Source organism: Nocardia sp. NPDC005978, from assembly GCF_040614455.1.
GTDB lineage: Bacteria > Actinomycetota > Actinomycetes > Mycobacteriales > Mycobacteriaceae > Nocardia.
The window spans coordinates 17,054-36,936 of sequence record NZ_JBEXUS010000084.1 but is presented as its reverse complement, the minus strand read 5'-3'; the positions used below and the strand labels follow the sequence as shown (position 1 = coordinate 36,936).

Annotated in this window: 14 protein-coding genes; 7 read left to right on the top strand and 7 right to left on the bottom strand. The window is 70.2% G+C overall.

Annotated elements, in window-relative coordinates; translation table 11 throughout:
• The coding region (locus ABZ319_RS29560) for a BTAD domain-containing putative transcriptional regulator (RefSeq protein ID WP_354989780.1) at positions 1 to 3,115 on the top strand (3,115 nt) is incomplete at its 5' end.
• Between the two features lie 339 nt (positions 3,116 to 3,454).
• Here the strand turns inward: ABZ319_RS29560 and ABZ319_RS29555 are convergent.
• Complete coding sequence (locus ABZ319_RS29555) at positions 3,455 to 4,864, bottom strand: serine hydrolase domain-containing protein (RefSeq protein ID WP_354989779.1); 1,410 nt, start codon at positions 4,862 to 4,864, stop codon at positions 3,455 to 3,457.
• Positions 4,865 to 5,107: 243 nt separating this feature from the next.
• Between ABZ319_RS29555 and ABZ319_RS29550 the strand changes: the two genes are divergently transcribed.
• Positions 5,108 to 6,166, top strand: coding sequence for an alpha/beta hydrolase family protein (locus ABZ319_RS29550; protein WP_354989778.1), 1,059 nt, complete (start codon positions 5,108 to 5,110; stop codon positions 6,164 to 6,166).
• Positions 6,167 to 6,230: 64 nt separating this feature from the next.
• Here ABZ319_RS29550 and ABZ319_RS29545 read toward each other — a convergent pair whose 3' ends face one another.
• Positions 6,231 to 7,844, bottom strand: a complete 1,614-nt coding sequence (locus ABZ319_RS29545; protein WP_354989777.1) for an NAD(P)/FAD-dependent oxidoreductase — start codon at positions 7,842 to 7,844, stop codon at positions 6,231 to 6,233.
• Between the two features lie 161 nt (positions 7,845 to 8,005).
• Here ABZ319_RS29545 and ABZ319_RS29540 point away from each other — a divergent pair, with 161 nt between their 5' ends.
• Positions 8,006 to 8,761: a hypothetical protein gene (locus tag ABZ319_RS29540; protein ID WP_354989776.1), complete on the top strand. Its 756-nt coding sequence runs from the start codon at positions 8,006 to 8,008 to the stop codon at positions 8,759 to 8,761.
• Positions 8,762 to 8,857: 96 nt separating this feature from the next.
• On the opposite strand, the gene ABZ319_RS29535 is transcribed toward ABZ319_RS29540, so the two are convergent.
• Entirely contained in the window at positions 8,858 to 9,640 is a 783-nt protein-coding gene (locus ABZ319_RS29535) for an NAD(P)H-binding protein (RefSeq protein ID WP_354989775.1), read from the bottom strand.
• A gap of 441 nt (positions 9,641 to 10,081) precedes the next feature.
• A complete protein-coding gene (locus tag ABZ319_RS29530; protein ID WP_354989774.1) occupies positions 10,082 to 11,971 on the bottom strand; it encodes a TerD family protein in 1,890 nt (629 codons plus the stop codon).
• A 104-nt stretch (positions 11,972 to 12,075) separates the two neighbouring features.
• Between ABZ319_RS29530 and ABZ319_RS29525 the strand changes: the two genes are divergently transcribed.
• A complete protein-coding gene (locus ABZ319_RS29525) occupies positions 12,076 to 12,570 on the top strand; it encodes a hypothetical protein (protein ID WP_354989773.1) in 495 nt (164 codons plus the stop codon).
• Between the two features lie 372 nt (positions 12,571 to 12,942).
• Here ABZ319_RS29525 and pabB read toward each other — a convergent pair whose 3' ends face one another.
• Positions 12,943 to 15,063: an aminodeoxychorismate synthase gene (pabB, locus tag ABZ319_RS29520; RefSeq protein WP_354989772.1), complete on the bottom strand. Its 2,121-nt coding sequence runs from the start codon at positions 15,061 to 15,063 to the stop codon at positions 12,943 to 12,945.
• Positions 15,064 to 15,188: 125 nt separating this feature from the next.
• Between pabB and ABZ319_RS29515 the strand changes: the two genes are divergently transcribed.
• Both ABZ319_RS29515 and ABZ319_RS29510 read left to right on the top strand, forming a co-directional pair.
• Positions 15,189 to 16,244, top strand: coding sequence for a phosphotransferase family protein (locus ABZ319_RS29515; RefSeq protein WP_354989771.1), 1,056 nt, complete (start codon positions 15,189 to 15,191; stop codon positions 16,242 to 16,244).
• A gap of 104 nt (positions 16,245 to 16,348) precedes the next feature.
• A complete protein-coding gene (locus ABZ319_RS29510) occupies positions 16,349 to 16,945 on the top strand; it encodes a DinB family protein (RefSeq protein WP_354989770.1) in 597 nt (198 codons plus the stop codon).
• 2 nt (positions 16,946 to 16,947) lie between these two features.
• Here the strand turns inward: ABZ319_RS29510 and ABZ319_RS29505 are convergent, their stop codons facing one another.
• Positions 16,948 to 18,069 carry an agmatine deiminase family protein gene (locus ABZ319_RS29505; RefSeq protein WP_354989769.1) on the bottom strand — a complete coding sequence of 374 codons (1,122 nt, stop codon included), beginning with the start codon at positions 18,067 to 18,069 and terminating at the stop codon, positions 16,948 to 16,950.
• Between the two features lie 120 nt (positions 18,070 to 18,189).
• Between ABZ319_RS29505 and ABZ319_RS29500 the strand changes: the two genes are divergently transcribed.
• Positions 18,190 to 18,405 carry a hypothetical protein gene (locus ABZ319_RS29500; protein WP_354989768.1) on the top strand — a complete coding sequence of 72 codons (216 nt, stop codon included), beginning with the start codon at positions 18,190 to 18,192 and terminating at the stop codon, positions 18,403 to 18,405.
• A gap of 209 nt (positions 18,406 to 18,614) precedes the next feature.
• Here the strand turns inward: ABZ319_RS29500 and ABZ319_RS29495 are convergent, their stop codons facing one another.
• Positions 18,615 to 19,805, bottom strand: coding sequence for a serine hydrolase domain-containing protein (locus ABZ319_RS29495; RefSeq protein WP_354989767.1), 1,191 nt, complete (start codon positions 19,803 to 19,805; stop codon positions 18,615 to 18,617).
• Positions 19,806 to 19,883 lie beyond the last annotated feature (78 nt).

The window sequence follows — 19,883 nt, the reverse complement described above, 5'->3', positions numbered from 1 at the left end:
CCCCAGCCCAACATCTTTTCAAGCAAACGCCCGTATATCTGTTTTTGGTGATGGTGATTGGTGTTCTGCCGTTTCCACTTCCGATCTGGCCGCCGCGGCCACGGCCGCGCTGACCGAGGCCCTGGGACTGTGGCGCGGGCCCGCCCTGGGCGATGTGCTGGACGCGCCGTACGCGGGCGCGGTCGTGGCCCGGCTGGACGACCTGCGGGCCGCGGCGCTGGAGGATCGGTTCGACGCCGAACTCCGGCTGGGCCGCCACGGTGCGGTGCTGTCCGATCTGGATGCCGCCGGTGCTGCGCATCCGCTGCGGGAACGGCTGGCCGCGTTGCGGATTCGAGCGCTCGCCGCGGGCGGCAGGCAGTCCGACGCGCTCGCGGTCTACGAGGACATGCGGGAGCGGCTCGGCGAGGAACTCGGCATCGATCCGTCGGCCGAATTGCGGGACACCCACCTGGCGCTGTTGCGCGGGGAGCTCGAAACACCCTCCGCGCGAAAGGAACCCGCCGGAAGTGCGCTGCCGGCGCGGCTCACCAGTTTCGTCGGGCGGGAACAGGAGTTGGCCGCCGTGGCTGGGCAGCTCGCGGCGGCGCGGCTCGTCACGCTGGTCGGTCCGGGCGGTGCGGGCAAGACCAGGCTCGCCCTCGAGGCCATGTCGCGCCGGGCCGGGGAGCCGGTGTTCTTCGTGCCCCTGGCCGAGGTCGGCACGCCCGACCAGCTCGCCGACGCGGTCTCCGGTGCGCTGGCCGCCGCGGACGGGCCCACCGGCGCGGGCGCCGCCCGGCTCACCGAGCTGCTGGATGTCGGCGCGGCCGTACTGGTTCTGGACAACTGTGAGCACGTGATCGCCGCCGCCGCCGAACTCGCCGCGCACCTGCTGGCCCGGCTGCCGCTGCTGCGCATCCTGGCCACCAGCCGGGAACCGCTCGCGATCGACGGCGAGACGCTGTGCCATGTGGGACCGCTCCAGGTTCCGGACCAGGTACTGGACCCCGAAGCCGCGCAGCGCAATCCGGCGGTCCGGCTGTTCCTGGACCGGGCGGCCGCCGTGCGTCCCGGCTTCACCCTGGACGACCAGAACCTGAACCCGGTGCTCGAGATCTGCCGCCAACTCGACGGCATCCCATTGGCATTGGAGCTGGCCGCCGCCAAGCTGCGCGCCATGGGCGTCGATCAGATCGCCCGCCGCCTGGACGACAGGTTCCGGCTGCTCACCTCCGGCAGCAGGACCGCTCTCCCGCGCCAGCGCACCCTGCTGGCCCTGGTGGAGTGGAGCTGGGACCTGCTCGAGGAGCCGGAGAAGCTCCTCGCCCGCAGGCTCTCCTACTTCCCGGCCGGGGCTACCTTGGAAGCCCTCGAAGCGATCTGCGCCGACGCGGACCTGCCCGCCGGCGACATCCTCTACGTCCTCGGCGCACTGGTCGAGAAATCCCTGGTCACCGTCTCCGGCGATGATCAGCCCCGCTACCGGATGCTGGAAACCATCCGCGCCTACGCCGCCGACCGCCGGGCAGCGGCGGCCGAGGATCTCGCCTCGCGCTTCACAACCCACTACCTCGCGCAGGCGGAGGCGGCCGAGCCAGGCCTGCGCACCCGCGAACAGCTCACCGCCATAGCCTTTTTCGACGCCGAACACCCGAATCTCGTTCTCGCCCTGCGAACCGCCCTCGCTGCGGCCGAATCGGAAGAGAATCGGCCGGATCGGACCGTGCGCGGAGGTCACCCCGGGCTTGCGAGCGAGTCGGCCGATGGGATCGCCGGGGACTACTCGCATGCGGTGAGCCGGGGCAATCCGAGCGACACCTGTCACCGGCGCGACCCCGCGGTTCGGCCGGTGGTGTCGGATTCGCCGAACGGGGGGCGGGATGGTGTGGTCGGCGCGGACCTAACCGGCGTTGCCGAATCGGGAAGTTGCCTGGCGGCCCGATTCACGCGGGCGCTGTTCTGGTACTGGGGGATTCGAGGGATGAGCAGCCGGTTCGAGGCCGCGGTGCGGGACGTGTTGCGGTTGGAGTTGCCGCCGGATGTGCGGGCGGCGTTCCGGGTCATCCGGTTGATGGCGGGCGCTCCCACCGGGGAGACGGAGGCCGTTCGAGAACTCATCGAGGACTGTGTGCGCACGGGGGCGCTCGAGTTCCATCCGGCGTTGCCGCTGTGGACCTCGCTGGTGGCGTCGGGGGCGGGGGAGGACGAGCTGGCCGAGCGGCAGCTCGCGCAGGCGGTGGGGCGGTCCGATCCGTGGGTGCGGGCCAGCGCGCATCTGGCGCGGGACCTCGCACTGACCGGGCGCGGGGAGCCGATCGCCGGGGCAGCCGAGCGGCGAGAAGCGTTGCGGGCGTTCGAGATCACCGGGGAGCGCTGGGGGCTGGGGGTAGTGCTGCTCGGGATCGGGCGGGCACACGGGCTCGCCGGGGAACACGAGCGGGCCATCGCCGCGTTCGCCCGGGCCGTGGCGCTGGCCTCGGAAACGGGAATGGAGGACGACCTGTTCGTCAGCCGGGCCGAACTCACCCGCGCGCGGATGCGGGCCGGAGACCTCACCGGGGCCGCCGCCGACATCGAAGCGGCACAGCGCCAGTCGGAGGAACTCGGCTACGCGCGGCTGCGTGAGGTGCTCGGCTTCAGCCGCGCCGAAGCGTATCGCCGCACCGGCGAGGTGGAGCGGGCCGCGGCCGAACTCGACCGGCTCGAACAGCGGATCGAGCGGCTGCCGCTACCCGAAGTCATGGCTGTGAACCGCATTTCGATAGCCCGCCTGGCCAACCACCTCACCGCACGCCGCCCGGAGCAGGCCCGGGAATTGCTTCCCGCCGTGATCGAAGGCGCGTTCCACGCCGGTGACGTCGCCGCGGTGACCCAGGCCCTGGCCCACGCCGCCGAGCTCCTGGCCGAACTCCTGTTCCACGAGGGGGAATTCACGGGGTCCGCGTCCGCCCTGGGCCTGAGCGAAGCAATCCGCGGCGAGTTCGACCACGGCGAACCCCAGCTGCGCACCCTCAGCACCGAACTCACCTCTCGACTGGGCTCGGAACCGTTCCGCACCGCCTACGACCGCGGTGCGGCCACGCCGCGCACCGTGGCAATCGGCCAGCTGCGGGCGGCCCACGCCGAACCCTGAACCGAAGCGATCGCGCACCGGCGCGGCAAGGGGTCGCCGCGGCGCGTTCGCGGATGCGCCGCGGTGCGGGTCGCCTCTGCTCTGTACGCACGCGGATGCACACCTTCGACTTCGCAGGGCCGGGCGTCATGGCGGGCGTGTGGACCCTGCCGCCGTGCCGGTTTCGACGATCGCGACTCGGCCTGGCGAATCGCCCCCCATTTGGCGCCGTCATCGCCCACCGCCGCCGCCATCGACACGGGTGCGGGAGCGCGCTGCGTCGTACCGGGCGCGTTGGCGCCGTGAACCCCGGACCCTGATCGGGTCCGGGAAGCGCGGCGCGAGGGCCCGTTCGGCGGTTCAGACGCGGGTGAAGAGGCGGCCGGCCAGGTCCAAGCCGGTGATCGCGCCGGTCGTATCGCGGCTGAAGAAGCCGCGCTGACCCTTGAAGGAGCCCTCGGTGATCATGTATTCGTCGCCGTCGCCCGGCAGCAGGGCGAACGGGAAGGGCGGGTGATCCTGGGGGAGATCGGTGTCGGCGGCGGCGCGGATCTCCGGCTTGATCCGGCATTCCAGGGACAGGCCCGTGCCGTCGGTCAGGACCGTCATGGTCATGGCGTCTATGTCGTAGGTGCCCAGCAGTTCTCCCGCGCGGGACGCCTCGAAGGGCAGCGGCTCGGGGTCGCCGTCCACCAGGCCCAGGTAGTGCTCCAGCGCCCAGCGCACTACGGCCCGGTTGGACGGGATGCCGTCGGGGCTGGCGTTCGACATCACGATGATCGCGAAATCGTGCTCGGGGACCAACAGCAACTCGGCGAACTGGCCGAAGGCCGAGCCGCCGTGGCCGAAGGTGGCGACGCCATCGATCTCACGCAGGAACCAGCACAGGCCGATGGCGTCGCCCAGGCTGCTGGCGCGCAAATCGACGGTGGGGCGGCGCATCTCGTGCAGCGCCGCGGCCGGCAGCACGACCTCTCCGGACTCGGCCCGGCCGTCCCCGAGCTGAAAACGCGCCCAGCGCAACTGTTCCGCCACCGACGAGACCAGACCGCCGCCGGGATTGTTGGCGCGGGTCCCGGTCCAGGTGCGCGTCACCGACAACGCGCCGTCCTCGTCCCGCTCGTGCCCGATCGCGAACCGGCGCGTCATGATGCTGTCGCGCTCATATCCGCTGTGCGCCAGGCCGACCGGATCCAACACCAGGCGCGTGACGGCCTGTTCGAAGGTGAGCCCGGTGACCTTCTCGATGACCCGGCCCAGCAGATTGAAGCCGGCCTGACTGTAGGAGGCGCGGGCTCCCGGCGCCGCGATCAGCGGGATCTCCGCCAGCCGCGCCACGAACTCCGCGAGCGCGTCGTCGCCCGCACCGGTGTCGTTGATCAGGTTCCAGTCCATGCCGGAGGTGTGGTTCAGCAGCTGCCGCACGGTGATCGCGGCGGCGTGCGCGGGATCGCTCAGCGTGAATTCCGGAACGTACCGCCGGACCGGCGCGTCCAGGTCGATCCGGCCCTCGGCGACCAGCCGCATGACCGCCGTAGCCGTGCAGCTCTTACCGGTCGACCCGATGGTGAACAGCGTGTCCCGGTCCACCGGCAGCGGATTCTCGATGCTGGTCACGCCGTACTCGGCGAAGATCTCCCGGCCGTCGGCCCACACGCCCACGGCCATGCCCGGGATCCCGAACTCCGCGGCGGTGGCCTCGAGCTGCTTCGACAGCGCGCTATCCGAGATCGCTTCGTTCGAGATCGCCCTGTTCGACATGTTCGACATTGCCCTACCTCTTCCGTGTCCGATATCCGTGCGGCTCGGTGTCGGCCGCTCATCCGGTGTGAGAACACAGTGGCCGGGCGCGCTGACAGCCCGCCGACAGATCGCTGACAGCCGCCGACCGGGTCGACGCCTCCCCTAGACGGCCGGTAACACGGCCCCGACCGGCGGCTCTCAGGCGACGCACCAGCAAATGCTCAGTGAACTGCGGCAGGGTGGGTTACCTCGTTGCTACCGCTTGAAAACATGACTTCTACCGAGGAGATAGACCGCGTGCGTGCAAAGAAGATCTGGGGCGGCGCGGTTGTAGCGTTGACCGCAACCGTTCTGCTACCGATCGCCGCGGGTACCGCCACCGCCGCTCCGGCCGTGCCGACCGCGGGCGTCTCCGCGAACAGTTCCAAGATCGTCTCGACCGAGCACGTCGATGACCGCACCCTGCGACTGCAGGTCTACTCGGCCTCGATGGACAGAAACATCGAGATCGACGTGCAGCGCGCGGCGGACACCTCCGAGCCGCGTCCGGTGCTGTACCTGCTCAACGGCGCGGGCGGCGGCGAGGATTCGGCGACCTGGCAGCAGCAGACCGACGCGCTGAACTTCCTGCGGGACAAGAACGTCGAGGTGGTGCAACCGGTCGGCGGCGCGTTCAGCTACTACACGGACTGGCGCGCGAGCGATCCCACGCTCGGGGTGAACAAGTGGAAGACGTTCCTCACCCGGGAATTGCCGCCGCTCATCGACGGCGCCCTGAACACCAACGGGCGCAACGCCATCGCGGGATTGTCCATGGCGGGCACCTCGGTGCTGCAGTTGCCCATCGCCGCGCCCGGACTGTACAAATCCGTTGCCGCGTACAGCGGTTGCGCGCAGATCAGCGATCCGGTCGGCTACAACTTCGTCAATCTCGTCGTGGCCGCCGGCGGCGGCAACACGATGAACATGTACGGCCCCAAGGACGATCCCATGTGGGCCGAGAACGACCCGTACGTGCACGCCGATCAGCTGCGCGGCCTCGACCTGTACATCTCGAGCGGCACCGGCCTGCCGGGCCCGTGGGACACCCTCGACGGTCCGCACACCCTGCCCGGGGTCGGCGGGCTGGTGAATCAGACGACGCTCGGCGGCGCGCTGGAGGCGGCCACCAACTACTGCACACACAATATGCAGGTCAAGCTCGGGCAGCTGGGCATTCCCGCCACCTTCGACTTCCCGCCCTACGGCACCCACTCCTGGGGGTACTGGCAGGACGAGCTGAAGAAGTCGTGGCCCGTGCTGGCCTCGGGGCTGGGCCTGCCCGCCTGAGGAACCCGAGCCGCCCGGCGGCGGCCGCGGCCGGTGGGGAACCGGCTGCGGCCGCGTTCCATGGCTAGCGGGTCAACTCGAAGCTCGGGTAGCCGTTGTCCCGCTCGGTGTCGCAGAATCGGCGGTAGTTGCCGAATCCGCCGATGTAGGGCATGAACACGCGCTTCTTGCCCTCCACGTTCGCGCCCATGTACCAGGAGTTCGCGCGCACGAACAGCGTGCCCTCGGCGACCTCCATGAGGTGATCGGTCCAGGTCGATGCGGCCTCCGCGCGCGCCTCGACCTGCCGGATGCCTTGCGCCCCACAGTGTTCGATCAGCGCGAGGACCCAATCGAGCTGCTGTTCGGAATGCAGCACCATGTTGGCCATCACCGACGGGGTTCCGACGCTGTTGATGCTGAACATGTTCGGGAAGCCGTGGATGCCGAAGCCCAGGTAGGTGACCGGGCCGTCGGCCCAGGTGTCGGCCAGTTTCGTGCCCCGGGCGCCGGTGATGTCGATGCGCAGCAGCGCACCGGTCATGGCGTCGAAACCGGTGGCGTAGACCAGGGTATCGATTTCCACGAACTCGTCCGCGGTGCGAATACCGGTCGGGGTGATCTCCTCGATCGGTTCGCGGCGCAGGTTCACCAGCCGCACGTTCGGCCGGTTGAACATCTCGTAGTAGCCGGAGTCGGTGCAGATGCGCTTGGTGCCGATCGGGTGATCGGTGGGAATCAGATCGTCCGCGACGGACTGATCATCGATCTTCGCGCGAATCTTGGCCACCGCGAACTCGCGCACCAGCTCGTTGGCCGCCAGGTCGCTGTTCTGGTCCGGGAAAACCTTGTTGAACAGGACGCCGCCGCCGTTCCAGCGCTCCTCCATGGCCTGCTCGCGCTCGGCGGCCGAGAGTTCCAGCGCCTTGGTGGTCAGGCTCGGATGCGGTGTCGCGGCCGGGGCGTAGTACGACTTCTCGCGCCGGGCGGGGTAGGTGGCGCGGATCTGCTCCTGCTCCTGCATGGTCCAGGGCCGATTCGGAATGGGCACACTGAAATTCGGGGAGCGCTGCAGCACCGTGAGCGCCTCGGCCTCGCGGGCGATGATGGGCGAGACCTGGATGCCCGAGGAGCCGGTGCCGATGACCGCCACCCGTTTGCCGGCGAATGACACGCCCTCCTCCGGCCAGCGCGCGGTGAAGAGCTCTTCCCCCGCAAAGGTTTCCACGCCCGGGATGTTCGGCTTGATGGGCGCGGACAGGCAGCCGGTGGCGAAAACCACGAAGCGGGAACGGAATTGCGACCCGTCGGCGGTCCCCACGGTCCAGATTCCGGACTCGTCATCGAAATGCGCGGCGGTCACGGTCTGTTCGAATCGGTAGTGCTTGCGCAGGTCGAAACGTTCGGCCACGTGGTTGATGTAGGCCAGGATCTCCGGCTGCGCGGCGAAGCGCTCGGTCCAGGTCCAGCTCTGCTGCAGTTCGGAGTCGAAGGAGTAGGAGTAGTCCACGCTCTCGACATCGCAGCGGGCGCCGGGGTAGCGATTCCAGAACCAGGTGCCGCCGACGTCGACGCCGGTCTCCAGGCCCAGCACGTTCAGGCCGGCTCGGGCTGCCCGGTGGACGCCGTAGAGCCCGGCGAAACCGGCCCCGATGATGATCACATCGTGGTGATCGGCCTGCGCTGCGCTGGCATGCATGCGTGCCCTCTCGACTTCAGCTAGAACTATTTCGATTAGGCATATCGTCATCGCTGGGCGGGACGGTCGCGAGCACGCGTCCCACTGAACAGGAGAGCGCGCGGCTCCGGGGCCGCGGCGCACGCCCTGCCGCGCGGGCGCGCGGCGGTTATTCTCGCGGTATGTGGCGGAAGACGGCGGTCTGGTGGATGACCGCGCTCTCCGCCGTCGCGCTGACCGCGTGCACGGGCCCGGCGGAGCCGGAGTCCACGGTCGCGACCACCGAAACCTCGGGCGCACCCGATACCGATCCGGTGACGGGGATGACGCCCTGCGGCGATATCGGTTCGGCCGCAACGCCTCCCGACTGTGTGCTGCGCGCTCGCGACGGGACCGGACTGGTTTTCGAAGTGCGCCATGCCGCGAACGGGTCGAGCAGTCTGACCACGATCATCGTGCGCGACAGCGACGGCGAGCAGGTGCAGACCATCACCGAGAAGGGCTGGCGGGCAGCGGCCGGCGCGCGACTGCGCGACCTGGACGCCGACGGGCGCGACGAGCTGATCATTCCGCTGTTCCTGGCCACCGCGAACGCCTCCTACGCCATCTATCACGCCGGCGGCGGGTCGCTCGAATACCGGCGGGCGGGGCAGCTCGGCGGAATCGGCATCGACACCTCCGATTCCGGCTACACCGTCGCCTCCGCTCGCGCCGGATACGCCGCCTGGGACGTGCAGTTCTGGACCTTCGTGCAGGACCGGCTGCATCCGGTGGTCACCGCGCAGGTACGACCCATCGAGGGCAGCGACGGCAAGGTGGCCGGAACCACGTGCGCGGTAGTCGACTCCGGCGGGCTGGACGATCTCGGGCTGAGCGCGAGCGCGGCCACCGCGCAGTTCTGCGCCGAGCCCACCGTGGTTCGGGTCATGCGGAACTGATCCCGGGGGATCGGTACCCCTACGTAGTCGCACCCGGAAATCTCGGTGGAAATCCGGATACCGCGCGGCGGGCCGGGAGCGCAGGATGAAAGCAGGTCAGCGACCCGGCTTCCCATATCGCCGGCGCAGCCACTCGGCATAGTCGAACGACACCGCCTCGCCATCGTCGTCGAGGCACAGCGCAGCGTCGCGCACTCGTCGGACGACGCGGCCGATCGGCGGCACCGGCGCGGGCAGCAGGGACTGTCCCAGCGCGGTCCGCCGCGCGGCGGCCAGCTCGGTCAGCGACTGCACGATCGGGCCGCCGATATCGCGGACCCGGCCGGACGGCCCCGCCTCGACCGCAGCGGCCAGGCGGGCCGCCACGGCCGTCACGTCGACGGGCTGGAACAGCAGCGCGCCGCGCGGAGCCAGACGGAACTTCGCCGCCCCGGCCAGAATTTCGTCGATGAGCTCGTGAAACTGGTTGGCGCGCAACAGCGTCCAGGGCACGGGAGCGTGGGTGACCACCTGCTCCTGCGCGGTCTTGGTGCGGTAGTAGCCGAACGGCACCCGTTCGCAGCCCACGATGGAGATCTCCACGTGGTGCCCGACCCGGGCGCGCTCTTCCGCGGCGAGCAGCGTCCGCACGCCGTCCACCAGCACCCGGTCGCTGCGCAGACCCCGATGGCTTGCCGCGTCTACCACGGCCGAGACCCCCTCCAGGGCCTCGTCCAACCCCGCGCCGGTCACCAGATCCACCGGGTGATGCACCGTCCCCGCCACCGGAACCCGCGGTGCGGACCGGGTCAGCACCCGGACCGCGTGCCCCCTGGCCGCCAGATCCCGCACCACCGCCGACCCGAGCGTCCCCGTCCCGCCGACCACCGCTACCTGCATGTCGTTCCCCTCTCCGAGCTGCTCCCCAGGACGCTAGGTTCGTTTCACCTGCCCCTCAACATGATTGATCACTCCCTGTCCGATTCCCCACATTCCCCCGCACCCGCGCGCGGCGCTGGTTGGATGCGGCCGGTGCGCCCCGAGCCGAGGGCGGCGGAGCCGCGGAGGTCGCACGGCGGGGCTGCTGTGTGCAGCACCGGCGGACGGCGTGACTCGCTGACGGCGTGACCGGCCCACGGAGTGAATGCCGGGTCAGGCGAATACGGGGCGCACGCCGAGCGTCGTACCCGTGCCTCCAAGTGCGCGCTGACGTACACCAAGGTGGTCGCCGAACGCTCTCCAGAACGCGTCCCGAGCCGGGAACGTGAGCCTCCACGCCGCAGCTCGGGACTGCGAGCCGGGGTTGTGGAACTCGAGCCCCGAGCTCGCGGCGCGGGCCGCTCAGATACGGGCGCCTTTCACGCGATTGCATGCGCGGCACAGGATTTGAAGGTTCTGGGCGCTGGTCGCGCCGCCGCGGCTGAGCGGGATGATGTGGTCGAACTCCAGGTAGTGGCTGTCGCCGCATTCGACGCATTTGCCGCCGTCGCGCTGCCAGACCTGGGCCTTGACCTCCTGCGGGATGGTGCGGGTGTCGAGCCGGCCGGGGGTCAGGGCCAGGCGTTTCGCCACGCGCAGCGCGCCCTCCAGGGTGGCGGCCACGTGGTGCGGGTCGGCGACCTCGAAGACCGCGCCGCCGCGCGCGGAGGTGGCGGCCACGACCACCGTGCCGACCTCGGCCGTCACCGAAACCACTCGGGACCACAGCATTTCGGTTCCGGTGTCGGCGCCGGTGAACCGCAACTTCTTGTTGCTGCACAGCAACCGGCCCTCGGTGTGCTTCGGGCCCCGGGCGAGCTGGCGGATATGGATCGCGGGGACGTTCAGATGCAGCTGTTCGGCCGGATCCAGATGCAGGCCGTTGGCGCTGAGGGTGGGCAGTTCGCCGTCGCGCAGGCGGGTGAGCGTGCGCACGCGCTGCATGCGGCGGCGCAGATCCTCGATCAGCGGGCCGTGCAACGCCAGCGTGGCCACCGTGTCGTCGAAATCGTCCATCTCGGCCTGATCGACGCGGCCGTCGGCGAACGCGAAGGCCACCAGGCGCTCCACGTGATCGTGGGCCTGGGGGCGCAGCAGCGTCAGGGCCTGCGCGCGATCGATGCGCTGGTAGCGCAGGGCCGTCCACAGCGCGTCCCAATCGTCGCCGTGCGGGCCCACGGTGCGCAGGGCGCGTTCGGCGCGGCCGCGCCAGCCGGACAGGTACTGCTCGATCTCGGTCGCGCACTCCCGGCAGGGCGCGGGCGCGCCGAAGAAGCGGCGGCGGCGCGGACGGCCGCAGCGCGCGCAGTGCTTGGCGTCGGCGGGCGGGCGCGGGCGGGTGGCATCGGTCCACTCCGAGCCGTTCCACCAGCGCAGGTGGGCGGGGGTGTCCGGGTGCGGATGCCAGTCGGCGCGTTCGGGATTCGGCGGGCGCACCGGCGGGACGAGTGGTGTCTCGCGTTCGAGGGAGAAGCCGCGCCGGGGGACCGTGGGCAGGGGGGTCGGCTGCCGCACGGCCGTTGCCGATCCGGTTCCGGGGCGCTGGGCGCTGCCCGCTGATTGCGCCGCAGGGGCGGGCGAGGTCGCGCTCGCCGCTGCGGCGCCGAAGGGCTGGGCCGCGTCGGCTCGCCGGGCGTCGGTTGTCCCGGTAGACCCACCCGGCTGCGTCGCCGCGGATCGCTGTGCGGAGCCCGCTCGCGTCGCCCGGTCGCCGTTCGCCGGGCCGGGGGTGACCGGCCCCGGTGTCGCCGGATCATCCACTCGCACACCGAATTCGGCGACGAGACCGGCCAAGCCGACCGACCAGCCCTGTCCGACGGCGCGGAACCGCCACGCGCCCTCGCGGCGGTAGAACTCGCCGAACATCATGGCGCGCACGGACTCCGCGTCGTTGATCTCGAACCACGTGGCCGGGCGGTTGTGGTCGAAGACGGTGAGAATCAGTCCGGGGATATCGCCGAACGAGGCGCCGTCCACCGAGCCGGTGAGCACGATCCGATCCACCTCGGATTCCGTGCGGGGCAGCGAGACCGACAGTCGTGCGGTGCCCGGCGCGGGCTCCTGATCCAGGGTGACCGCCTGCGACAGGTGTCTCGGCGCGTTGAAGAAGACGAAATCGCGATCCGAGCGCACCTGCCCGTCCTCGGCGAGCAGTAAGGCGTGCGCATCCACCTCATGATCGGATTGCCACGAAAGGACAACCGTCAGAAGCGATGTCGGAACCGGCGCATGGCCACCCTTGGTCAGTTTCATCGACCACGAACTATGCCATGCGACTACGACAGGAAATCCGCCCGGGAAAACGCCCGGTCGGGAACCTGATCCCTTTTCGCCCCAACCTGCGGCACAGTGGAGATATGACCGATCCCAAGGGGTCCGCTCGCAAGCCCCAGCCCCCGCGGCCCAGATCCGGCACTCCCCGCGTTCCCAACCCCGCGGACATCCTCGCCGCCGCCCAGGCCGCGGTCGAGGCGGCCCAGGCCGCCGCGGGCCAGGCCCTGGACTCGGCCCAGGTCACGGCCACCTCGGCCTTCGACACCGCCGTCCGCCTGCCCCCGGCCTCGATCCAGCTGGCCGCCCAGCTCCCCGACCTCATCGAGAATCTCACCGTCGCGGTCAACCGCCTGAACTCCACGATCGACCGCCTGGACCGCACCCTGGCCCTGGCCGAACCGGCGTTCGTGGCCTACGACAAGCTCCTGATCCGTCTGGAGTCGCTGACCGCCCTGGGCGAACAGGCACTGACCCGCCTCGACAAGCTCCCCGGGGTCTCCCTCCTGACCCGCCTCACCGGTCGCGACAACACCCCGCCGCCCCCATCCGAACCACCCCCGCGCGCCCGCCGCACGTAGGCCGCCACACGGCGATGATCCACGTCGCCGCCCCGGCGGGACCGGTACCGCTGATCGGCCGAGACCGCACGGGTGGGCGCAACACCGCCCATGAGAAAAGGCAGCGGCGCAACGGCCTTGAACGAGGGGGCTTCACTGTGGGCGCGGCACAGGCGCGCGAGAGCGCACCCACGGTTGGTCCGCCGTGGGTGCGCGACCGAGATCCGTGCCGCCCGGTTGGGCCGGTCGGTGATGCCATCGGGGTAGGTCCGGCCGGACAGAACGCGCAGGCCCGCCGGAAATTCGCGGCGCTGCTCGTCGGTCGCGCCGTGTTTCGCGGAGACCGGGCGCCGTCCTGGCGATCCGGGACGTCCCGGGTGCTTCGGCGACCGATCAGGCCGACGGGAGGGGCGCGGCCGGGGGGACGCCGAGGTGGGGGAGGGCGCGCAGGGCCGCGGCTGCCTTCCAGAGCATTTCCTGGTATTCGGCCTCGGGGTCGGAGTCCAGGACCACCGCGCCGCCCGCACCCACGCGCCAGCGGCCGTCGTGGCGGACCGCGGTGCGGATCACGATGTTCAGATCGGCGGTGCCGCCGAGGCCGAGGAAGCCGATGGTGCCGGAGTAGATCCCGCGCGCCTCGGTCTCCAGGGCGTCGATGATCTCCATGGTGCGGAGTTTGGGAGCGCCGGTCATGGAGCCGCCGGGGAAGCAGGCGCGCAGGCAGTCGACGACGTCGACGTCGGGGCGCAGGCGGCCGCGCACGGTCGAGACCAGTTGGTGCAGCGTCGTATACGTTTCGACGGCCATGAGATGCGGGACGTGGACCGAGCCGACCTCGCAGACGCGGCCCAGATCGTTGCGGAGCAGATCCACGATCATGAGATTCTCGGCGCGGGTCTTGGGATCGCGGGCCAGATCGGCGGCCCGCCGGGCGTCCTGCGCGGCGGTTTCCCCGCGCGGCGCGGTGCCCTTGATGGGCTTGCTCTCCACGGTCCGCGTCCGGTCGATCTTGAGGAACCGTTCCGGCGACGAACAGGCCACTTCCAGCTCGCCGAAACGCAGGAAGGCCGCGTAGGGCGCGGGATTGCAGCGGCGCAGGGTGCGATAGACGCTCAGGCCGTCGCTGTTCGCGGGCAGGTACGCGCTGTCGGTGATGCAGATTTCGTACGACTCGCCCGCCAGCAACTGCCGTCTGGACTCCCGCACATCGGCCAGATAGCGGTCCCGGCCGCGCGTCAGCAGCGGGGCGACCGTGGCCTCGTCGGCGCGCAGCTCCAATTCCGGAGGGTTCTCCCACGTCCGCAGGGTTGCGACGGCGGCGCGCGTGGCCGATAGCCACTCCTGCGCGGCGGCAACGTCATTCGGATCGGACAGGGCCAGCAGATACGTGCGGCCCGCCTCGTGATCGACCACGATGAGCCGATCGGCGAAGAGCCACTGCGCATCCGGGGTGTCCGCCCGATATGCCGCCGCCGCACCGCAGTCGGCCTTCATCTCGTAGCCCAGGTAGCCGACGTAGCCGCCGACGAAATCGAATGGCACCGCCGGGAATTGGATCTGCCGCCGCTTCAGCTCGCCGGATAGGTAGTCCAGCACGCCGCCCGGCACCGTCCGCAGCCCCGCCGCCGACTCGATCTCGACGTGGCCCGCGCCGACCCGGTAGCGCACCAGCTCGGCCAGCGGGCCCGAACCGTCGCCCAGGAAGGAGAACCGGTCCAGCCCCGGCTCGACGTGCTCGCTGTCCAGCCAGAACGCGCCGGGCGAATCGCGATACAGCTCCTCGAACACCGCCTCGGCGTCCACGGCCCGCTCGATCACATCCTGCAGCACGCGGTAGACGATCGGCTCGCCGTCGCCGTGCGCTGATGAAACGCGCTGCTGCGGAACGGAATTCACCTCGGCAGGCCGCCGCGTTCGCCGGCTCGACCGCTGGTGCTCGCGGGTCAGCTCCGCGAAATTGCGCAGCAGGGCCGCGCCGAACTCGCTGGCGACGGATTCGGGATGGAACTGCACGCCCCACTGCGGGCGGGTGCGATGCCGGACGCCCATGACGACACCGTCCGCGGCGGTCGCGGTCACCTCCAGCGCGTCCGGCAGCGGCCGGGCCGCGCACAGCGAGTGATACCGGACCGCCGTGAAATCCTGTGGCACACCGGCGAACAGGCCCAGTCCGTCATGGGTGATGCGATCGGGATAACCGTGCCGGGCGCGGGGAGCGGGCACCACCGCGCCGCCGGCCGCGAGCACCAGGCCCTGGTGGCCCAGGCACACCCCGAGCAACGGCAGTTCCGACTTCGCGACGAGCGCGGCCGAGATGCCGAAATCGCGCGGAACATCGGGCCGTCCGGGGCCGGGGGAGATGACAACGTTGTCGAAGGAGTCCAGATTCAGTGCGGCGATGTCCCGCACCTCGTCGTTGCGCACGACCACGGGTTCGACCCCGTTCACCTCACTGATCAGCTGATACAGGTTGTAGGTGAACGAGTCGTAGTTGTCGATCAGCAGCGTGCGCATTTGATCGGTCACCTTACGCCACGCCCGCCCGCGCACCCGGCTCCGACCTGCGCGAACGAGTCGGCCGCCACTAGTGCTGGCGGGTGCCTTCAGTTTCTATGGACAGCTGCGGCACAATGTGGGACATGTCTGAAGTGCAGCCGGTCGACGTGGATCGCGACCTCGTGGATTTCGAGGTCGTCGGTAAGTGGATGGATGAGCAGGGCCTCACAGGTGGCGAATTCGAGGATGTGACCCCGCTCGGCGGCGGCACCCAGAACATCATGCTGCGCTTCACCCGCGGCGGGCGCGACTACGTGCTGCGGCGCGGGCCCAAGCATCTGCGGTCCGCCAGCAACACCGTGATCCGCCGGGAATCGCGCATTCTCGGCGCACTCGACGGCACCGGCACCCGCGCGCCCAAGGTGATCGCCGCGCAGGACGACGAGGCGCTCATCGGCGCCGCTTTCTACCTCATGGAACCGATCACCGGCTTCAACCCGCAGAACGAACTCCCCCCGCTGCACGCCGGCGATGCCGAGATCCGGCGGCAGATGGGACTGTCCGCGGTGGAGGCCATCGCGCGGCTCGGCTCGCTCGATCACGAAGCGCTCGGGCTCGCCGATTACGGTAAGCCCGAAGGCTTCCTGGAACGGCAGGTGCCGCGCTGGCTCAAGGAACTCGAGTCCTACAGCGTCAACGAGGGCTACCCCGGGCCGGAGATTCCGGGCCTGGAACTCGTCGGGGAGTGGCTGGACCGCAACCGGCCCACGCACTGGCGGCCCGGCATCCTGCACGGCGACTGCCACCTCGCGAACATGATGTTCTCCTTCGACGGCCCGCAGGTCGCGGCGATGGTCGACTGGGAGATGTCCACCATCGGCGACCCGCTGCTCGATCTGGGCTGGCAGATCGCCACCCGCCCCGAGCCCGGCACCACCGGCGCGGCGCTCATCGGCAGCCTCGGAGCGGCCGGCGGACTGCCCACCGCGCAGGAAATGATCGCGCACTACGGCGAATTCTCCGATCGCGACCTGAGTCATGTCACCTGGTACACCGTGCTGGCCTGCTTCAAGCTCGGCATCGTGCTCGAGGGAACGCACGCGCGGGCGTGTGCGGGCAAGGCGTCCAAGCAGGTCGGCGACTTCCTGCACGCCATCACCCTCGAGCTGTTCGGCAAGGCGCATCAGCTGATGGAGTGAGGGGTGAGCCGTCCGTGGTCACGGCCGCGGGCGGTGTCACGATCTTGGCGCGACATGGCTGAATATTGGTGGACGATCAAATAGTGCCAGATTAGATTGATGGCATGCCGATCGTTCCCGATGCCAAAGACTGGACCTGGGTCCTCGAACGCACCTGCGCCGAATGCGGTTTCGACCCCGAGGTCATCGCCTTCGCTGCCGTGCCGGCGCTGGTGCGCACCAGCGCCGAGCGGCTCGCGATCGCCCTCGGGCGCCCGGACGCGACCGCGCGGCCCGATGATTCGACCTGGTCCGCCCTCGAATACGCCGCGCACGTACGTGATGTGTGCCGGATCTTCGAACACCGCCTCGACATCACCCGGACGGGTTCGGCCCGGCCCGGGCCGGACATCGGCGGCTACGACCCGGCGGTGACCGTGGACGCGGGGATCCCCATGTTCGCCAACTGGGATCAGGACGCCACGGCGCTGGCGGAGAACTACGGGGCGCAGCGGCCGGGCACGGTGGCGGGCGAACTGCGGACCGCCGCCGAAAACGCCTCTCACGCTTACGGATCCGTCGCCGTCGGTGAGCTGGACCGGGTGGCTCGGCGCAGCAACGGGTCGCAGTTCACCGTCGAGACGCTCGCGCGGTACTTCGCGCACGATCTGGTGCATCACGTGTACGACGTGGAAAAGGTTGGCGCCGAACCGGTTCGGTGAGGCTAGGCCGCCGGTTCCTGCTGGGTGGTGCAGTGGATGCCGCCACCGCCCGCGGCGATGCCGTCGATATTGATCTGCACGATCTGCCGGTCCGGATACAGCCGGGCCAGGGTGGCGCGGGCGGCCTCGTCGGCCTCGGCATCACCGAATTCCGGGGCGATGACCGCACCGTTGCACACGTAGTAGTTGATGTAGCCCGCCGCGAAATCGTCGTTGGCGAATTCCTCGCGAACATCGACGGGGCCCTCGAGCACCTCGACCTGGAGCGTGTTGCCGTGCACGTCGGTAGCCGCGCGCAGGATGTCGAGATGCTTGCGGGTCACCGCGTAGTCGAAGGAATCCGGGTCGTTGTCCAGCCCGGCGACCACCACGCCCGGACGGACGAAACGGGCATAGAAATCGGTGTGCCCGTCGGTGATGTCGCGGCCCGCGATACCGGGTAGCCAGATCACCTTCTCGATGCCGAGCAGCCGATACAGCTCCTCCTCGACATCGGCCTTCTTCCAGCCCGGATTGCGATTGCTGTTCAGCACACAGCTTTCGGTGATGATGGCGGTGCCCTCACCGTCGACCTCCAGGCCGCCGCCCTCCAGCACCAGGTCGGTGTGCAGGAGTTCCACCCCGGCGCGGGCGGCGACGATCGAGGCGACCTCGGCGTCGTTGTCGTAATCCTGCTTCTCGCCCCAGCCGTTGAAGTTGAAGTCGACCGCGGCGCGGCCGGCGCCGACGACGAAGACCGGGCCGGTGTCGCGCATCCAGAGATCGTCGATCGCGGCCTCGATCAGCTCGACATCCGGTCCGGCCAGATCGCGGGCCACGGCCATGTCGTCCGGCCGGACCAGCATCGACACCGGTTCGAAGCGGGCGATGGCCCGGGCGATCGCGCCCAGCGCGCGTTGGGTCTCGGGCACCAGCTCCGCGCCCCAGATGCCCGCGCTCGCACCGAACGCCATCCAGGTGCGCCGGTGCGGATCGCCCTCCTCGGGCATCAGCCAGGCGCGGTCGTCGTCCCGGTCGCCCGGCTGCCCGCTCGGCGTTCCCTCCGAGTCGTCGGTGCCGCACGCCGCCAGCAGCGCACCGCCCAGAACAACCGTGCAGGCCTGCATGAACCGACGTCGTCGCATAGCGAAGCTCCTTGTTTCGCGGGCTCCCCGAATATAGCCAGAAAACCCTTGGCAACCACGAACATAATCCTGACTGAAAATTCAGTCAAGGACTGTGGTGGTCGTTACCCTCCATGGCGGGTGCGCCGCCTCGATCCGGCCGAACCGGGCCGGAGTTCGGCGCCCGGCGAATTGGTGACCGTGCGGCGGTATCTGGCCGCCGCCACCGAACCCGACTACCGCCCGGCCGTCGAACGGCTGGCGGTCCTGCGTGCGGCCTCGCGGCGCGCATCGCCGCCTCGTACCTCGCGCCGACGGTGCGCTGGTGCGCGGGTGCGCTGGTGCGCGGCCAAGTAACGGAGCGGCCGGCTAGTTCGGCGATGCGCGCACGGCACGGTGGCCAGGGCGTCGCAGGTTCGCTTCCGGCGGGCGGCTGCGGACCAGCTCGGCTCGGCTGGTGCGCCGGCCTGATGCCGGGCAGTGTGCCCGCGTGTGCGGGCGTGGAAACGACTGTGCCCCGCCGGAACTCGGCGGGGCACAGGGGGCTCGGGGCCGGTGTGCCGCCGTCAGGTGCAGCGCAGCAGCGCCGTGCGGAGGTTGCGGCCGCGAACATCGTCCAGGACCGCCATACCCAGGCGATTCATGGTGTAGCCGAAGCCGAGACCCGTTGCGGGGTCGGCGAATCCGAAGGAGCCGCCGTAGCCGGTGGTGCCGTAGGCGCGCTTGTCGGTGCCGAACCGGAAGCTGCCGCGCGACTTCCGGAAGCCCAGGTGGTAGCGGCTCGGGGTGAGCAGCACGAGGTCCTCGGCGGGCACGTCGTCGGCGGTGTCGGCGGCGGCCAGGCGGTTCAGCAGCTCACGGTCGATGGGGAGCTCGCCGGTGTCGCCCGCGGCCGCGCCGTAGACGCGGGCCAGCGCGCGGGCGGTGCCCACGCCGCCGGCGCCCGGGCTCTCCACGGACAGGTACTCGCGGCGCGAGGCTCGCGCGGGCGCCCCGACCTGCGGGCTGTTCAGGGCGCGGAAGGACAGGCCGCGCTTGGCGTAGAGCTGAATGCCGATGCGCACCGGCAGATCTCGCTCGAAGCGCAGGATGTCCAGACCCTCGGTCGCGGACAGCGCGGCCACCCGGTCGAGCGAGATCTCTTCCGGCATCCCGATGTAGAACTCCAGGCCCAGCGGCTTCGCGAAGTCCTCGGCGAGCACGCGGCCCAGGGTGCGCCCGGCCGGATCCACCCGGCGCAGCAACTCGCCCTGGTACAGACCGGCGGTGATCGGGTGGTAGCCGTGCCGGGTTCCGGGCCGCCACAGGGGTTTCTGCTCGGCGAGAGTCACCGCGAGCGCGTCCAGGTCGGCCATGTCGCTCAGGCGCACCGGCTTGTCGAGCGCGGCCAGCCCGGCCTGATGATCCAGCAGCTGCCGGACGGTGATCGACTCCTTGCCGTGCGCGGCGAACTCCGGCCAGTACTTCGCCACCGGCGCTTCGTAGTCCAGCAGGCCGCGCGAGACCGCCGAGGCGATCACGAACGCCGTCACGCCCTTGGTGGAGGACCAGACCGGGGTCATGGTGTCGCGCGCCCACGCCTTGGTGCGCTTGCGATCCCGATACCCCGCCCAGAGGTCGACCACCGGCCGATCCCCGGCGTAGACGGCCACGGCCGCACCGATCTCACCGTGCTGCTCGAAATTGCGCCGGAACGCATCGGCAACCGGCCCGAACCCGCTGTCCACCTCGCCGTGGACGGTGACCTGCTCACTCATGGTGAAACCGATCGTAGCGGTGCCCGCGATGCGAGGTTCGTCGGTCGGATCCGGCGCCTCGGTTCCGAGAGTGATCGG